Origin of the sequence: Clostridium sp. AF34-10BH (assembly GCF_003478095.1) — a bacterium.
Lineage (GTDB): Bacteria > Bacillota > Clostridia > Lachnospirales > Lachnospiraceae > Acetatifactor > Acetatifactor acetigignens.
This window is the reverse complement of the sequence record NZ_QUEC01000005.1, coordinates 65,679-81,535: the sequence shown is the minus strand read 5'-3', so window position 1 is coordinate 81,535 and position 15,857 is coordinate 65,679. Positions and strand designations below refer to the sequence as shown.

The following is a 15,857-nucleotide window of genomic DNA, read 5'->3' as shown; positions in this document are numbered from 1 at the left end:
ATAAGCCCCGGGGATCTCGGACTAGCGGGGCTTAGAAAGAGATTTTGTCAGAATAAGCCCCGGGGATCTCGGACCAGCGGGGCGCAGAAAGAGATTTTGCCAGGATAAGCCCCGGCGATATCAGAACAGCGGGGCGCAGCAAGAGATTTTGCCAGGATAAGCCCCGACGATATCGGACCAGCGGGGCGCAGCAAGAGATTTTGTCAGGATAAGCCCGACGGCAACTGAGAGCATCCAAGGGGGAACGGTTTCATTTGCCATAAAAAATATTGGGCAATATTATACTGGGCTATATTATATAAGAAGAAACTCACAAAAATACAGTGGCGAACCTGTGCAAAACAGAAAAAAAGAATTGTATCTAAAAAAATACAATTTTTTGAAAAAAAGTCTTGCAATGCCCGTAAATTCAATGTATACTAATCCTTGCTGTGGCATGATAGCTGTGAAACGTGAGGTTGCCGGTTCCCAGTAATGGAGATCGGGTTTTCCGTGGAGCGAATGTCAAGTTAGAAAACTGACGGCAAGTCACTGTACCAATTAACATCTGCCTTGAGCAGTAACAACGTGTAAGTTTATGACCGGAGAGAAGAAAGCGTTGCACAAAGGTCGCAGACACACACGGGAAAGTGTACAGTCACCGCTTGTCCGTACAAAAAGTAAGTATCTACTTACAAAAGTGCGAAAAGGAGGCGACTTTTTTTATGGCAAATCAGGTAATGAGAATTACATTGAAAGCTTATGAACATCAGCTTGTTGATGCATCTGCCAAAAAAATCATCGAAACTGTTAAGAAGACCGGAGCTCAGGTGAGCGGTCCCGTACCTCTTCCTACCAAGAAGGAAGTTGTTACCATTCTGAGAGCAGTACACAAGTACAAGGACTCCAGAGAACAGTTCGAGCAGAGAACTCACAAGAGACTGATCGACATCATGGCTCCCACTCAGAAGACTGTTGATGCTCTTCAGAGACTGGAAATGCCTGCTGGTGTTTACATCGACATCAAGATGAAGAACAACTAATAAGTAAGTTTTTCAAAGTAAAGCCAAAACAACAAAACCTCTACTTAGACGTAAGAACACAGTGCGATGAACAATCGCCAGGGAAATGCGCGAAGCGTATTTCTAAGTGTTTCGCAGAAACACTTTGGGTTTTGCAAGAAACACTTTGGTCCGCTATGTAGAACACAGGAGGTAAAAATGAAGAAAGCAATTTTGACAACAAAAGTTGGAATGACTCAGATCTTCAATGAAGATGGCGTGCTCGTTCCCGTAACCGTGCTTCAGGCTGGTCCCTGCGTGGTTACGCAGGTAAAGACCGTGGAGAATGATGGCTACAGTGCTGTACAGGTAGGCTTCGTTGACAAGAAGGATAAGGTTGTTAACAAGGATGCCAGCGGCAAAAAGCAGATCGTACACAGACATGGTGTTAACAAAGCAGAGCAGGGCCACTTCAAGAAGGCTGGCGTAAGCTCCAAGAGATATGTAAGAGAGTTCAAGTTTGAGAACGCTGAGGAGTACACCCTTGGTGCAGAGATCAAAGCTGACATCTTCGCTGCAGGCGATAAGGTAGACGCTTCCGCAATCTCCAAAGGTAAGGGCTTCCAGGGCGCAATCAAGAGATTTGGACAGCACAGAGGACCTATGGCTCATGGTTCCAAGTTCCATCGTCATCAGGGTTCCAATGGTGCATGTTCCTCCCCTAGCCGTGTATTCAAGGGCAAGGGAATGCCTGGACATATGGGTTGTGTAAAGGTAACTGTTCAGAATCTTGAGGTCGTAAGAGTAGATGCTGAGAAGAATCTGCTTCTGGTAAAGGGTGCAGTACCCGGACCTAAGAAAGCTTTAGTAACCATCAAAGAGACCGTTAAGGTTGAGGCATAGTTTAGGACGAAAGGAGGACCAATCAGATGGCAAACGTATCTGTTTACAATATGGAAGGCAAAGAAGTTGGTACAATCGAATTAAACGATGCAGTGTTTGGTGTTGAAGTGAACGAGCACCTGGTACACATGGCAGTTGTACAGCAGCTTGCAAATAATCGTCAGGGAACTCAGAAAGCAAAGACCCGTTCTGAGGTATCCGGTGGCGGAAGAAAACCCTGGAGACAGAAGGGAACCGGTCATGCAAGACAGGGTTCAACCAGATCTCCCCAGTGGGCAGGCGGCGGCGTAGTATTCGCTCCCGTTCCCAGAGATTACTCTTTCAAGCTTAACAAGAAAGAGAAGAGAGCAGCTCTGAAGTCTGCACTGACCAGCAAGGTTCAGGGAAGCAGCCTGATCGTAGTTGATGAGCTGAAATTCGACGAGATCAAGACCAAGAACTTCACCAACGTTATGAATAACTTAAAGGTAGAAAAGGGACTGGTAGTGATCGCTGATAACGATACTAACGTAGTTATGTCCGCTAGAAACGTAGCTGATGTAGATACCACTCTGGTAAATACCATCAACGTTTACGACGTAATGAAGGCTAAGACAGTTGTCCTGACCAAGGCTGCTGTTGCAAAGATTGAGGAGGTATACGCATAATGGCTGATATTAAATACTATGATGTAATCCTCAAACCCGTTATTACCGAGAAGAGCATGGCCGGCATGGGCGAGAAGAAGTACACCTTCCTCGTTCACACCGAAGCTAACAAGTCTCAGATCAAAGAGGCTGTTGAGAAGATGTTCGAAGGTACCAAGGTTAAGAGTGTTAACACCATCAATATGGATGGCAAGAACAAGAGACGCGGAATGGTTACCGGCAAGACTGCCAAGACCAAGAAGGCAATTGTTCAGTTAACTGCAGATAGCAAAGAGATCGAGATCTTCGCAGGTCTGTAAGAATAAAGCTACTGCTTAAGATTCAAGTATGCGGCACTTAAGTGCTCGCGCAAAAAATCATCGTAAAGGAGATACAGTAATGGGAATTAAGACATACAACCCCTATACACCTTCCAGAAGAAACATGACTGGTTCTGACTTCTCTGAGATCACCAAGACCTCTCCCGAGAAGAGCCTGTGTGTTTCACTGAAGAAGAACTCCGGCCGCAACAATCAGGGTAAGATCACTGTGAGACATCGCGGCGGCGGTTCCAGAAGAAAATACAGAGTAATTGATTTCAAGAGATACAAGGATGGCATCCCTGCAACCGTAATCGGTATCGAGTACGATCCTAACAGAACAGCAAACATCGCGCTGATCTGCTACGAAGACGGTACCAAGTCCTATATCCTCGCTCCCGAAGGTCTGACCGACGGAATGAAGGTTATGAACGGTGCAGAGGCCGAGGTCAGAGTAGGTAACTGCTTACCTCTGTCCGAGATCCCTGTAGGTACTCAGGTACACAACATTGAGTTATATCCCGGTAAGGGCGGCCAGCTGGTTCGTTCCGCCGGTAACAGCGCACAGCTGATGGCAAAAGAAGGTAAGTACGCTACTCTTCGTCTTCCCTCCGGTGAGATGAGAATGGTTCCCCTGGTTTGCCGTGCAACTGTTGGTGTTGTAGGTAACGTTGATCATAGCCTGGTTAAGATCGGTAAAGCCGGACGTAAGCGTCACATGGGCATCCGTCCCACCGTACGTGGTTCCGTCATGAACCCCAACGACCATCCTCATGGTGGTGGTGAAGGTAAGACCGGTATCGGTCGTCCCGGCCCCAGCACACCTTGGGGTAAACCTGCTCTTGGTCTGAAGACACGTAAATCTAAGAAGGCTTCCAACAAGCTGATCGTAAGAAGACGTGACGGCAGAGCAATCAAATAGTTAAGGAGGAAAGATCATGGCTAGATCACTGAAAAAAGGACCTTTCGCAGACGCAAGCCTGTTAAAGAAAGTCGACGCTTTAAATGCATCAGGACAGAAGCAGGTTATTAAGACCTGGTCCCGTCGTTCTACAATTTTCCCTTCCTTCGTAGGACATACGATTGCTGTTCATGATGGTAGAAAGCATGTTCCCGTATACGTTACTGAGGATATGGTTGGCCACAAGCTCGGTGAGTTCGTAGCAACCAGAACCTTCAGAGGTCACGGCAAGGACGAGAAGAAATCCAAGGTTAGATAATTTTATTATTGACCTGGAGCTAAAAATATGCTATCTTTTATAGATGGCTGGGAGAGCTATGCGCTCTCCCGAGGGTCTTCCCTCGAAAGAGGAAAGAAGACGGGATATTTTTGTGCGCAGCACTTAGGAAACACACGGGTGCGTTGCGCGGTTTCAGTTTGAAAGGAGGACCAAATCTATGGCTAAAGGACATAGATCCCAAATTAAGAGAGAAAGAAACGCTCAGAAAGATACAAGACCTTCAGCTAAGCTGTCTTACGCAAGAGTATCTGTTCAGAAGGCTTGTTTCGTATTAGATGCCATCAGAGGCAAAGATGTACAGACTGCACTTGGTATTCTGGAGTACAATCCCAGATATGCTTCCAGCCTGATCAAGAAGCTGCTTGAGTCAGCAATCGCTAACGCTGAGAACAATAACGGTATGAATACCGAGAACCTTTATGTTGCAGAGTGCTTTGCAAACAAAGGACCTACCATGAAGAGAGTAAAGCCCAGAGCACAGGGTAGAGCTTATAGAATCGAAAAGAGAATGAGCCACATTACCATCGTTCTTGATGAGAAGAAGTAGGGAAAGGAGCTATTAAAAGTTTATGGGACAGAAAGTTAATCCTCACGGCCTGAGAGTCGGTGTTATTAAAGATTGGGATTCCAAGTGGTACGCTGATGCAGAGTTTTCCGATTATCTGGTAGAAGACTACAACATCAGAAAGTTCCTGAAGAAGAAATTATACAGTGCAGGTGTTTCCAAGATCGAGATCGAAAGAGCATCTGACAGAGTAAAGGTTATCATCTATACTGCTAAGCCCGGTGTTGTAATCGGTAAGGGCGGCGCTGAGATCGAAGTAACCAAGAAAGAGCTCGCCAAGTTAACCGATAAGAAGGTTATGGTTGACATTAAAGAGATCAAGAGACCTGACAGAGATGCACAGCTGGTAGCTGAGAACATCGCTCAGCAGCTGGAGAACCGTGTATCCTTCAGACGTGCAATGAAGTCCTGCATGGGCAGAACCATGAAGTCTGGTGCTATGGGTATCAAGACCTGCTGTTCTGGTCGTCTGGGCGGTGCTGATATCGCTCGTGCTGAGTTCTACAGCGAGGGAACCATTCCTCTGCAGACACTGAGAGCAGATATCGATTATGGTTTTGCTGAAGCAAACACCACCTATGGTAAAGTTGGAGTTAAAGTTTGGATTTATAAAGGCGAGATACTTCCTACAAAAGGAAATCAGATGGAAGGGAGCGATAAATAATGTTAATGCCGAAGAGAGTAAAACGTCGTAAACAGTTCCGTGGATCCATGGCCGGAAAAGCTTCCAGAGGTAACACCCTGGCATATGGCGAATTTGGTCTGGTTGCTACAGAACCCTGCTGGATCAAGTCTAATCAGATTGAGGCAGCCCGTATTGCGCTTACCCGTTATACCAAGCGTACCGGTAAAGTATGGATTAAGATTTTCCCCGATAAGCCCGTAACTGTAAAGCCTCTCGGTACTCGTATGGGTTCCGGTAAAGGCGCTGTAGATTGCTGGGTAGCAGTTGTTAAGCCCGGACGTGTAATGTTCGAGATCGCTGGTGTTCCCGAAGAGGACGCTCGTGAAGCATTACGTCTTGCTATGCACAAGCTCCCTTGTAAGTGTAAGATCATTGCTAAGGCAGATGTGGAAGGCGGTGTGACAGAATGAAATCAAATAAATTTGTAGAAGAATTGAAGACAAAGTCCGATGCAGAACTGGCACAGGAGCTGGTAGCTGCTAAAAAAGAACTTTTCAATTTGAGATTCCAGAACGCAACCAATCAGTTAGATAATACTGCAAGAATCAAAGAAGTTAGAAGAAACATTGCACGTATTCAGACTGTTATCACCGAGAAGGCTAGAGCGTAACGCGTGGGTGCGTAGAAAGGAGATCAAACCGTGGAAAGAAATTTGAGAAAAACACGTACTGGTAAGGTTATCAGTAATAAGATGGATAAAACTATTGTAGTTGCAATCGAAGAGCATGTTAAGCATCCCCTTTACAAAAAGATCGTAAAGGACACCTACAAGCTGAAGGCGCATGACGAGAATAACGAGTGCAACATTGGCGATATCGTAAAAGTTATGGAGACAAGACCCCTGTCCAAGGACAAGAGATGGAGACTTGTTGAGATCGTAGAAAGAGCTAAATAAATTAGCACGCGAATATTAAGTTTGTAAGAAACCGCGGAAGCGGTGAAGGAGGAATAACATGGTTCAGCAGGAAAGTAGACTGAAAGTTGCTGATAACACCGGCGCAAAAGAGTTACTTTGCATTCGTGTTATGGGCGGTTCTACCAGAAGATATGCACAGATCGGCGACGTGATTGTTGCTTCCGTTAAAGATGCAACACCAGGTGGCGTTGTAAAAAAAGGTGATGTAGTAAAGGCAGTTGTAGTTCGTTCCGTAAAGGGCGCTCGTCGTAAAGACGGTTCTTACATCAAGTTTGATGAGAACGCTGCAGTTATCATCAAAGATGACAAGACTCCCAGAGGAACCCGTATCTTTGGGCCGGTTGCAAGAGAGCTTCGTGAGAAACAGTTCATGAAAATTGTTTCCCTGGCTCCCGAAGTATTATAAGGAGGTTGCCACATGTCTACAATGAAAATTAAGAAGGGCGACACCGTTAAGGTTATCGCTGGTAAAGACTTAGGTACAGAGGGCAAGGTTCTCTCTGTAGACGTAAAGAATCATAAAGTCCTGGTTGAGGGCGTTAACAAGATCACAAAGCATGCAAAGCCTTCTCAGGCAAACCCCAATGGCGGTATTGTTGAGAAAGAAGCTCCTATTGATATTTCAAACGTTATGCTTGTTGTAAAAGGCAAGACCACAAGAGTTGGCTTCAAGGTTGAAGACGGCAAGAAAGTACGTTTCGCAAAGTCAACAGGCGAAGTGATTGACTAATCAATAGGAAGGAGGAAATATAAGTGAGCAGACTGAAAGATTTATATAACAATGAGATCGTCGATGCTATGACCAAGAAGTTCGGTTACGCTAATGTAATGGAAGTTCCCAAGCTCGACAAGATCGTTATCAACATGGGTGTTGGTGAAGCAAAAGAAAACGCTAAGATCCTTGAGAATGCAGTTGCTGATATGGAAGCTATCACCGGACAGAAGGCAGTTCTGACCAAGGCTAAGAATTCCGTAGCAAACTTCAAGATCCGTGAGGGCATGCCCATCGGATGTAAGACCACTCTGCGTGGTGAGAAGATGTATGAGTTCCTGGATCGTCTGGTTAACCTCGCTCTTCCTCGTGTCCGTGACTTCAGAGGCGTTAACCCTAACGCATTCGACGGCAGAGGTAACTATGCACTCGGTATCAAAGAGCAGTTCATCTTCCCTGAGATCGAGTACGATAAGATTGACAAGACCAGAGGTATGGATATCATTTTCGTAACAACTGCTAAGACCGACGAAGAGGCACGTGAGCTGCTGAGACTGTTCAACATGCCTTTCGCAAAGTAATCAAGGAGGTAAATTCTGATGGCAAAGACATCAATGAAGATTAAACAGCAGCGCAAACCTAAGTTCTCTACTCAGGCTTATACCCGCTGCAAGATTTGTGGTCGTCCCCACTCTGTACTGAGAAAATACGGAATTTGCCGTGTTTGCTTCCGTGAACTGGCATACAAGGGCGAGATTCCCGGAGTTAAGAAGGCATCTTGGTAAGAGCGAAAAGATTTTCTAAGCCAGCAAAATACGCTGGCTAACAAAATCTATATTTCACTCCCAAGAGAATTCCTGGCGGAATTCTCCGAGACGAAAAGAAATTCTAAGGCGTCGAAAGGCGTCGAGTAAGAATTTCTAAAAGTTTTGGTTATAAGAATTATCTTATAATATAGATGGTATATACAAAGTGTATGTACTTAGCATGATTCAAGTCAAATAATAAGGAGGAAACTAAATCATGACAATGAGCGATCCTATCGCAGATATGCTTACAAGAATCCGTAATGCAAATACTGCAAAACACGACACCGTAGACGTACCTTCTTCCAAGATGAAGCTGGCTATCGCACAGATTCTGCTGGACGAGGGATATATTAAGAAGTACGACATCGTTGAAGACGGTGGTTTCAAGACCATCCACATCACTCTGAAGTACGGCGCAGACAAGAACGAGAAGATCATCTCCGGCATCAAGAGAATCTCTAAGCCCGGCTTACGTGTATACGCTGGCAAGGAAGATCTGCCTAAGGTTCTTGGCGGTCTGGGTATTGCTATTATCTCTACCAACCAGGGTGTTATCACCGACAAGAAGGCTCGTGAGCTTCAGGTTGGCGGCGAAGTATTAGCATTCGTTTGGTAAGGATGAAAAGATTTTCTAAGTCAGCAAAATACGCTGACTAACAAAATCTATGTTTCATCCCTAAGAGAATTCCTGCGGAATTCTCCGGAAACGAAAAGAAATTCTAAGTTTCGTCTCTAAGAGAATTTTACGCTTGCGGAAAATTCTCCGTGGGATGAAAAGATTTTAGCAACTGTTGTAAGTTAGTAAATTAGGAGGTACGGGCATGTCCAGAATAGGTAGAATGCCAATCGCAATTCCTGCAGGTGTAACTGTAGAAGTTGCAGAAAATAACAAAGTGACTGTGAAAGGTCCCAAGGGTACTCTGGTAAGAGTATTACCCTCTGAGATGGATATTAAAGTAGAAGGAGCAGAAGTTCTCGTAAGCAGACCCAACGATCTGAAGAAGATGAAGTCTCTTCACGGTCTGACCAGAACTTTGATCCACAACATGGTAGTAGGTGTTACCGAAGGTTTCGAGAAGAAGCTGGAAGTAAATGGTGTTGGTTACAGAGCTGCTAAGTCCGGCAAGAAGCTGACCCTGAACCTTGGTTACTCTCATCCCGTAGAGATGATCGATCCCGAAGGCATTGAAGCTGTAGTTGAAGGCCAGAACGTGATCATCGTTAAGGGTATCGACAAAGAAAAAGTTGGCCAGTACGCTGCTGAGATCCGCGACAAGAGAAGACCTGAGCCTTATAAGGGCAAGGGTATCAAGTATGCCGATGAGACCATCAGACGTAAAGTTGGTAAGACTGGTAAGAAATAATAGATAAGGAGAGTATGAAGATGGTTAGTAAAGAGTCCAGACAGTTAGTACGTGCAAAAAAGCACATGAAAATTCGTAACCGCTTCAGCGGCACTGCTGAAAGACCTCGTCTTGCAGTGTTCAGAAGCAATAATCATATGTATGCTCAAATTATCGACGATACAGTTGGTAACACTTTAGTATCTGCATCCACTCTTGAGAAAGAGATCAAGGCAGAGCTGGAGAAGACCAATAACGTTGATGCAGCAGCATATCTTGGAACTGTTATCGCAAAGAGAGCAATCGAAAAAGGTATCAAAGAAGTTGTTTTCGACCGTGGCGGTTTCATTTATCAGGGTAAAGTAGCAGCTTTAGCCGATGCAGCCAGAGAAGCTGGCCTGGAATTCTAGGAAAGGAAAGAGGAATACACCATGAAACACACAATCATAGATGCAAGCCAGTTAGAGTTAAATGATAAAGTTGTTACCATCAAGCGTGTAACCAAGACCGTTAAGGGTGGTCGTAACATGAGATTCACCGCGCTGGTAGTTGTTGGTGACGGCAACGGCCATGTAGGCGCTGGTCTGGGAAAGGCTGTAGAAATTCCCGAAGCTATCCGTAAGGGTAAGGAAGACGCTGTAAAGCATATTGTTGAGATCAATCTGGATGAGAACAATTCCATCACCCATGATTTCATCGGTAAGTATGGTTCTGCTAACGTTTTACTGAAGAAGGCTCCCGAAGGTACCGGTATCATCGCTGGTGGTCCCGCTCGTGTCGTTTGTGAGCTTGCAGGTATCAAGAATATCCGTACCAAGTCTCTTGGCTCCAACAATAAGCAGAACGTTGTTCTTGCAACCATCTCCGGTTTAAGCCAGATCAAGGCTCCCGAAGAAGTAGCAAAGAATCGTGGAAAGTCTGTTGAGGAAGTTCTGGCGTAAGCCGGATCTTCCCGTTAAGTTGACAGGGCCAACAGAAAGGAGTAGAGTATGGCAGACAAGAAGTTAAAGATCACCCTGGTAAAGTCCACCATCGGCGCTGTGCCGAAGAATAAAGCAATCGTGGAGTCTATGGGACTGCGTAAGATCGGTAAGTCCGTAGTACTGCCTGATAATGATGCAACAAGAGGACAGATCCGTCAGGTGAATCATTTGATCAAGGTAGAAGAAGCATAATCAGATAAGGAGGTGTTAGGAATGGAATTATCCAATTTAAGACCTGCAGAAGGTTCCAAACACAGTGATAATTTTAGAAGAGGCCGTGGACACGGTTCAGGAAATGGCAAGACCGCAGGTAAGGGTCATAAGGGACAGAAGGCTCGTTCCGGAGCTCCCAGACCTGGTTTCGAAGGTGGTCAGATGCCTTTATACAGACGTATTCCTAAGAGAGGTTTCACTAACAGAAACACTAAGGAAATCGTTGCTATCAATGTAAGTGCTCTGGAGTGCTTTGACAACGGTGCTACCGTTGATGTAAACGCATTGGTTGAAGCAGGAATCATTAAGAACCCCAGAGATGGAGTTAAGATCCTTGGAAACGGAGAACTTACCAAAAAGCTTGATGTAAAGGTAGATGCTTTCAGCGCATCCGCAAAAGAAAAGATCGAGGCTCTTGGTGGAACTGCTGAGGTGATGTAATGCTTACAACACTGAAAAACGCATTTAAAATCAAAGAAATCAGACAGAAGATTCTTTTTACACTGGGAATGTTAGTTGTGATCCGTATCGGATCACAGCTTCCCGTACCCGGGGTGGACACGAAGTTCTTTTCTCAATGGTTTGCCCAGCAGACAGGCGGTGCGTTCAGTTTCTTTGATGCCATTACGGGCGGTTCTTTCCTGAACATGTCTATTCTGGCATTGAACATCAACCCTTATATTACATCTTCCATTATCATGCAGCTGCTTACAATTGCTATTCCAAAGCTGGAAGAAATGCAGCGTGACGGTGAAGACGGCCGTAAAAAAATGGTTGCCATCACCAGATACGTTACCGTAGCGCTTGCACTGATCCAGTCCACAGCAATGGCAATCGGTTTTGGCAGACAGGGCTACTTGATCGAGTTCAACGCTCTGAATGTAATTACCACGATCACAGCACTTACCGCTGGTAGTGCTTTCCTGATGTGGGTGGGTGAACGAATCACAGAAAAAGGTATCGGAAATGGTATTTCCATCGTACTGGTGATCAACATCATTTCCCGACTGCCTCAAGACCTGAGCAACCTGTTTGAGCAGTTCGTATTCGGAAAAGCTCCGGCAACCGCAATCCTTGCAGTAGTTATCATCTTCGCAATTATTATTGCCATGGTGGTACTGGTTATCATCTTAAATGATGGTGTGCGCAAGATTCCGGTACAGTATGCCAAGAAAATGCAGGGCAGAAAGATGGTCGGCGGACAGACTTCCAATATTCCGTTGAAAGTAAATACTTCCGGCGTTATTCCCATCATTTTTGCACAGTCCATTATGCAGTTCCCCATTATTATCTGTTCCTTTATCGGATATAACGGAACCGGCGTATGGGCAGAGATCCTGAAAGGTCTGAATTCCGGTTACTGGTGCAAACCCAGTCAGCCGATTTATTCCCTGGGACTTTTGCTGTACATTGTATTGATTGTATTTTTTGCATACTTCTATACATCCATTACATTTAATCCTTTGATGATTGCCGATAACATGAAGAAGCAGGGTGGTTTCATCCCCGGTATCAGACCTGGTAAGCCTACCAGTGATTATCTGAACAAGATTCTGAATTATATCGTATTCATCGGTGCGATTGGCCTGATCATTGTATCTGTGATCCCGTATTTCTTTAACGGTGTGTTCGGCGCAAGTGTATCCTTCGGCGGTACCAGCCTGATCATTATCGTAAGCGTAGTACTGGAGACCATGAAGCAGGTAGAATCTCAGATGCTCGTTCGCAACTACAAGGGATTCCTGGAAGATTAGTAGCATAACAGTAACCGGATGGTTTGTAATCATCCGGTTATTTTTGCATTATTGTATTATAGGAAAATGTATTGCAAAAAAGCCGCATAAAAGTTAAAATGTAAATGTTGGACTGTATTTGTAGCTTATCTATAGAAAGAGCAGAGCCTGTAGCAACAGGCAGATAGGAGCAAAGATGAAAATTATCATGTTAGGCGCACCCGGCGCAGGTAAAGGTACCCAGGCAAAGATGATCGCTGAAAAGTACGGAATCCCTCATGTATCCACAGGCGATATTTTCCGTGCAAATATCAAGAACGGAACCGAACTTGGTATGGAAGCAAAGAAATACATGGATCAGGGACAGCTGGTTCCCGATGAACTGACTGTTAAGATCCTCTTAGACAGAGTAGCACAGGATGATTGCAAGAACGGTTATGTACTGGATGGATTCCCCAGAACCATTCCTCAGGCAGAAGTACTGGATAAGGCACTGACTGAGCTGGGAGATGCCATTGATTTTGCAATCGATGTAAATGTTCCCGATGAGAATATCGTGAAGAGAATGTCCGGCAGACGTGCATGCCTGTCCTGCGGCGCAACCTATCACATTGAGCATATTCCTCCCAAGAAGGAAGGCATCTGTGACAAGTGCGGACAGGAACTGGTACTGCGTGACGATGATAAGCCTGAGACCGTACTGAACCGTCTGAAAGTTTATCATGACCAGACCCAGCCTCTGATCGAATTCTATACCAAGAAAAATGTATTAAAGACCGTAGACGGCACCAAGGATATGAAGGAAGTATTCGCAGATATCGTAGCAATTCTTGGCTAGGAAAAGTCCGGATCACTGATCAGCAGCAGTAAGGTCCGGAACAGAAAGGTGAATAAAATGGCAGTAACTATCAAATCACAGCGTGAAATTGAGTTGATGAGAGAATCTTGTAAGATTCTGGCGGATGTATTCAGCGAGATGGAGAAGGCAGTACACCCCGGGGTATCCACTCTGGATATCAATAACCTGGGAGAGAAACTGATCCGTGCCCATGGCTGCATTCCCAACTTCTTAAATTACAACGGATATCCGGCATCTATCTGTGTATCCGTGAATGATGAAGTCGTACATGGTATACCTCACAAGGATCATATTCTTCACGAAGGTGATATTGTAAGTCTGGATGCAGGACTGATTTATAAAGGATACCATTCCGATATGGCACGTACTTTCCCGGTAGGGCAGGTAAGCGAGGAAGCAAGACTTCTGATGGAGAGGACCAAAGGAAGCTTTTTTGCAGGAATAGAGATGGCAAAGGCAGGCAATCATCTGTATGATATCTCCAATGCCATTGATGCCTATATCAGGCCTTTTGGCTACGGAATCGTAAGAGATCTGGTAGGTCACGGCATTGGTACCAGCTTACATGAGGATCCCCAGATCCCCAACTTCGCACAGCATAGACGTGGACTGAAGCTTCAGGCCGGTATGACGCTGGCAATCGAGCCCATGATCAATATCGGAAGACCGGATGTGGCATGGCTGGACGATGATTGGACTGTAGTTACCGAGGATGGATCCCTGTCTGCACATTATGAGAATACCATCCTGATCACAGACGGTGAGCCGGAGATCCTGACCATGTATTAAGGAACGGGTAACGGCAGACCCGGAGAAGAAAGGTAAGATTTTGATATGTTAGGAGAATTTGCAACTTCAAAGGCCGGACACGATAAGGACAGACTGTACATGATCGTCGGTGAAGAGGAAGAATGGGTCTATCTGTGTGACGGAAGGCTGCGCGGTGTGGAACATCCGAAGAAGAAAAAGAAAAAACATATCCAGATCATACATTCTTCGGCAGAGGATGCGTTGATACAAAGCATGCAACAGAACCTTCCGGGGGAGAAAGACGAGATCAACAGACGAATCTGTAAGACCCTGGAAGCGTATCTGTGTAATAAGTAATATAAAGCAGTAAAAGTAGTAAAGAGTAGAAAGCTATGGAGGAAATTTATGTCTAAAAGTGATGTAATCGAAATCGAAGGAACCGTTGTGGAGAAGCTTCCCAATACCATGTTCCGTGTAGAACTGGAAAACGGACACAGAGTACTGGCTACCATCAGTGGTAAGCTTCGTCAGAACTTCATCCGTATCCTTCCCGGAGATAAGGTAACACTGGAACTGTCTCCCTACGATCTGAGCAAGGGACGTATCATCTGGAGAGATAAGTAAATACCATCTGGAGAGAAAATAGCTATGGCTAAAAAAATACGTAACTTTGCTGCCATTCTGGCGGTCAGTGCGGTAGTGGGAACGATACTGTTAGTACTGGTATTCTTGCTTCCGGTAGGACCTATGAGAAAGAATGTGGAGAAAAGTGTCGGGGATATGCTGAAGACCGGAGACGAGATACCGGAAGATGCATTTTCGCAGTACCTGTGGAAAAACAGAGAGACCTACACCGATGCTATTATGGTGCAGAATGCCATAGAGAGATTGCCGGACAAAAATGCCTACGAACACGCTATGTGGATGTACCACTATGATCTGGAAGAGGATGTATGGACACCGGAGGATTCTCTCAAATCCTTCTGTGAATCCCATGAGAACGTCAATAACATGTATCTCCACATTTATGCGAGATACTGGCACGGCTATCTTTTATATTTAAAGCCGCTCTTACTGTTATTTTCCTGGCAGCACGTGGTATGGCTGGAGCTGGCGGTGCAGATCGCGCTTATGATCTGGGTGCTGGTTACGGCAATCCAAAAGCAAAATGCAGGTGTTGCGGTCGTGACTCTGGGAAGTTTCCTGTTTATGAAGCCGGTGCTGGTTCTTGTATCACTGACCATGTCAGTGTGCTGGATCTTGACGCTTCTGGCGGTGGAATACATGCTGTTACATCATGACAGACTGCACGAAAAAGGACAATATCCGGAATTCTTCCTGATCGTGGGAATTCTGACGTCTTATTTTGATTTTCTGACGTATCCCATCGTTACTTTGGGAATTCCTCTGTGCTGTTACTTCTTATTAGAGAGGGATCGCCTGTGGAATAATATCAAAAGACTGACCGGCTTCAGTGTAAGCTGGGCAATCGGTTATGCCGGAATGTGGGCAGCAAAATGGGTCATTGCAGATCTGACATTACATACCGGTACGATCAAGGATGCTATCTGGTCCATTATCGGCCGTACCGAAGCTATTGGCGGCAGACCCCGGATGAACGGGGGGTTCTATGTCATCGGACTGAATCTTCAGGAATATCCGGCCTATATTGGAATTGCTGCAGGAGTGCTGGCAGCGATAGCGATAGGAATGCTTGTGATGATAATCGTCACGGGCAAATGGAAGGAAATATTTGCACAGCTGGTTCCCGTAGTACTCACAGCTGCAATTCCCTTCGTCTGGATCATTGCAGTACAACATCATTCAGCATTGCATGCGAGATTTACCTTCCGAATTTTAAGTGTTGCAGCGGCTGCGGCTATCACTTTTATCGTTTTGAATGTAAAGCAGGCAAAAAAACAACAAAAAAGTCAAAAAATATTAAAAAAAGCGCAATAATACGCTTGCAAAGGAAAGACCGTCATGCTATAATGTAAGACGGTCTTTTTTGAAAGGAGGGTTTAACATGAAAGTTAGATCATCAGTAAAACCGATTTGCGAAAAGTGCAAAATCATCAAGAGAAAAGGACGCATCAGAGTAATCTGTGAGAATCCGAAGCACAAACAGAGACAGGGATAATCACCGCTTGATCGTCATTTGATCAGGTATGTGAGTTCTTGTCCGGTTATTATGTGCGGCTGAATTGATAATCATCAAT

Annotated in this window: 28 protein-coding genes; all 28 read left to right on the top strand. The window is 45.2% G+C overall.

Features of this window, described 5'->3' with window-relative positions; all coding sequences use genetic code 11:
* Positions 1–704: 704 nt before the first annotated feature.
* The 28 genes from rpsJ (at position 705) to rpmJ (ending at position 15,778) form a co-directional block, all read left to right on the top strand.
* Positions 705–1,022 (top strand): 30S ribosomal protein S10, encoded by a 318-nt coding sequence (rpsJ, locus tag DWZ61_RS06085; RefSeq protein ID WP_117465468.1) that lies wholly within the window; start codon positions 705–707, stop codon positions 1,020–1,022.
* Positions 1,023–1,199: 177 nt separating this feature from the next.
* Positions 1,200–1,883 (top strand): 50S ribosomal protein L3, encoded by a 684-nt coding sequence (gene rplC, locus DWZ61_RS06080; protein WP_022154515.1) that lies wholly within the window; start codon positions 1,200–1,202, stop codon positions 1,881–1,883.
* Between the two features lie 26 nt (positions 1,884–1,909).
* Complete coding sequence (gene rplD / locus DWZ61_RS06075; protein WP_118537782.1) at positions 1,910–2,530, top strand: 50S ribosomal protein L4; 621 nt, start codon at positions 1,910–1,912, stop codon at positions 2,528–2,530.
* On the top strand, positions 2,530–2,829 hold the full coding sequence (gene rplW, locus DWZ61_RS06070; protein ID WP_022154315.1) for a 50S ribosomal protein L23: 300 nt from the start codon (positions 2,530–2,532) through the stop codon (positions 2,827–2,829). Before rplD ends, rplW begins: the two co-directional genes overlap by 1 nt.
* A gap of 79 nt (positions 2,830–2,908) precedes the next feature.
* Positions 2,909–3,751 (top strand): 50S ribosomal protein L2, encoded by an 843-nt coding sequence (gene rplB, locus DWZ61_RS06065; protein ID WP_022154314.1) that lies wholly within the window; start codon positions 2,909–2,911, stop codon positions 3,749–3,751.
* 16 nt (positions 3,752–3,767) lie between these two features.
* Complete coding sequence (gene rpsS, locus DWZ61_RS06060) at positions 3,768–4,049, top strand: 30S ribosomal protein S19 (protein WP_117465471.1); 282 nt, start codon at positions 3,768–3,770, stop codon at positions 4,047–4,049.
* Positions 4,050–4,227: 178 nt separating this feature from the next.
* Positions 4,228–4,617 (top strand): 50S ribosomal protein L22, encoded by a 390-nt coding sequence (rplV, locus tag DWZ61_RS06055; protein ID WP_117465472.1) that lies wholly within the window; start codon positions 4,228–4,230, stop codon positions 4,615–4,617.
* Positions 4,618–4,639: 22 nt separating this feature from the next.
* A complete protein-coding gene (gene rpsC, locus DWZ61_RS06050) occupies positions 4,640–5,299 on the top strand; it encodes a 30S ribosomal protein S3 (protein ID WP_118537781.1) in 660 nt (219 codons plus the stop codon).
* Entirely contained in the window at positions 5,299–5,730 is a 432-nt protein-coding gene (gene rplP / locus DWZ61_RS06045; protein WP_022154310.1) for a 50S ribosomal protein L16, read from the top strand. Before rpsC ends, rplP begins: the two co-directional genes overlap by 1 nt.
* Positions 5,727–5,930 carry a 50S ribosomal protein L29 gene (gene rpmC, locus DWZ61_RS06040; RefSeq protein WP_022154309.1) on the top strand — a complete coding sequence of 68 codons (204 nt, stop codon included), beginning with the start codon at positions 5,727–5,729 and terminating at the stop codon, positions 5,928–5,930. The genes rplP and rpmC overlap by 4 nt, the downstream gene beginning before the upstream one ends.
* 30 nt (positions 5,931–5,960) lie before the next feature.
* Positions 5,961–6,215 (top strand): 30S ribosomal protein S17, encoded by a 255-nt coding sequence (rpsQ, locus tag DWZ61_RS06035; RefSeq protein ID WP_022313401.1) that lies wholly within the window; start codon positions 5,961–5,963, stop codon positions 6,213–6,215.
* Positions 6,216–6,273: 58 nt separating this feature from the next.
* Positions 6,274–6,642 (top strand): 50S ribosomal protein L14, encoded by a 369-nt coding sequence (gene rplN / locus DWZ61_RS06030; RefSeq protein ID WP_022154307.1) that lies wholly within the window; start codon positions 6,274–6,276, stop codon positions 6,640–6,642.
* A 12-nt stretch (positions 6,643–6,654) separates the two neighbouring features.
* Entirely contained in the window at positions 6,655–6,966 is a 312-nt protein-coding gene (gene rplX, locus DWZ61_RS06025; protein WP_022154306.1) for a 50S ribosomal protein L24, read from the top strand.
* A gap of 23 nt (positions 6,967–6,989) precedes the next feature.
* On the top strand, positions 6,990–7,529 hold the full coding sequence (gene rplE, locus DWZ61_RS06020; RefSeq protein ID WP_022313402.1) for a 50S ribosomal protein L5: 540 nt from the start codon (positions 6,990–6,992) through the stop codon (positions 7,527–7,529).
* A gap of 18 nt (positions 7,530–7,547) precedes the next feature.
* Positions 7,548–7,733, top strand: a complete 186-nt coding sequence (locus DWZ61_RS06015; protein ID WP_022154304.1) for a type Z 30S ribosomal protein S14 — start codon at positions 7,548–7,550, stop codon at positions 7,731–7,733.
* 238 nt (positions 7,734–7,971) lie between these two features.
* The gene (gene rpsH, locus DWZ61_RS06010) at positions 7,972–8,373 is read left to right on the top strand and encodes a 30S ribosomal protein S8 (protein WP_022154303.1); all 402 of its coding nucleotides are present in this window, start codon (positions 7,972–7,974) and stop codon (positions 8,371–8,373) included.
* 205 nt (positions 8,374–8,578) lie between these two features.
* Positions 8,579–9,121 carry a 50S ribosomal protein L6 gene (gene rplF, locus DWZ61_RS06005; RefSeq protein WP_117465473.1) on the top strand — a complete coding sequence of 181 codons (543 nt, stop codon included), beginning with the start codon at positions 8,579–8,581 and terminating at the stop codon, positions 9,119–9,121.
* A 20-nt stretch (positions 9,122–9,141) separates the two neighbouring features.
* Positions 9,142–9,510, top strand: a complete 369-nt coding sequence (gene rplR / locus DWZ61_RS06000) for a 50S ribosomal protein L18 (RefSeq protein WP_022154301.1) — start codon at positions 9,142–9,144, stop codon at positions 9,508–9,510.
* Positions 9,511–9,531: 21 nt separating this feature from the next.
* On the top strand, positions 9,532–10,041 hold the full coding sequence (gene rpsE, locus DWZ61_RS05995; RefSeq protein WP_117465474.1) for a 30S ribosomal protein S5: 510 nt from the start codon (positions 9,532–9,534) through the stop codon (positions 10,039–10,041).
* Between the two features lie 48 nt (positions 10,042–10,089).
* On the top strand, positions 10,090–10,275 hold the full coding sequence (gene rpmD, locus DWZ61_RS05990; protein ID WP_022154299.1) for a 50S ribosomal protein L30: 186 nt from the start codon (positions 10,090–10,092) through the stop codon (positions 10,273–10,275).
* 21 nt (positions 10,276–10,296) lie between these two features.
* A complete protein-coding gene (gene rplO, locus DWZ61_RS05985; RefSeq protein ID WP_022154298.1) occupies positions 10,297–10,737 on the top strand; it encodes a 50S ribosomal protein L15 in 441 nt (146 codons plus the stop codon).
* Positions 10,737–12,050, top strand: coding sequence for a preprotein translocase subunit SecY (gene secY, locus DWZ61_RS05980; protein ID WP_117465475.1), 1,314 nt, complete (start codon positions 10,737–10,739; stop codon positions 12,048–12,050). The genes rplO and secY overlap by 1 nt, the downstream gene beginning before the upstream one ends.
* Before the next feature lie 175 nt (positions 12,051–12,225).
* Positions 12,226–12,867 (top strand): adenylate kinase, encoded by a 642-nt coding sequence (locus DWZ61_RS05975; protein WP_022312016.1) that lies wholly within the window; start codon positions 12,226–12,228, stop codon positions 12,865–12,867.
* A gap of 57 nt (positions 12,868–12,924) precedes the next feature.
* Entirely contained in the window at positions 12,925–13,677 is a 753-nt protein-coding gene (gene map / locus DWZ61_RS05970) for a type I methionyl aminopeptidase (protein WP_022312015.1), read from the top strand.
* A 45-nt stretch (positions 13,678–13,722) separates the two neighbouring features.
* Positions 13,723–13,995: a hypothetical protein gene (locus DWZ61_RS05965; protein ID WP_022312014.1), complete on the top strand. Its 273-nt coding sequence runs from the start codon at positions 13,723–13,725 to the stop codon at positions 13,993–13,995.
* 48 nt (positions 13,996–14,043) lie between these two features.
* Complete coding sequence (gene infA / locus DWZ61_RS05960; protein WP_022154292.1) at positions 14,044–14,262, top strand: translation initiation factor IF-1; 219 nt, start codon at positions 14,044–14,046, stop codon at positions 14,260–14,262.
* A gap of 24 nt (positions 14,263–14,286) precedes the next feature.
* Complete coding sequence (locus DWZ61_RS05955) at positions 14,287–15,597, top strand: hypothetical protein (protein ID WP_118537780.1); 1,311 nt, start codon at positions 14,287–14,289, stop codon at positions 15,595–15,597.
* Positions 15,598–15,664: 67 nt separating this feature from the next.
* Entirely contained in the window at positions 15,665–15,778 is a 114-nt protein-coding gene (gene rpmJ, locus DWZ61_RS05950; RefSeq protein ID WP_031271335.1) for a 50S ribosomal protein L36, read from the top strand.
* Positions 15,779–15,857 lie beyond the last annotated feature (79 nt).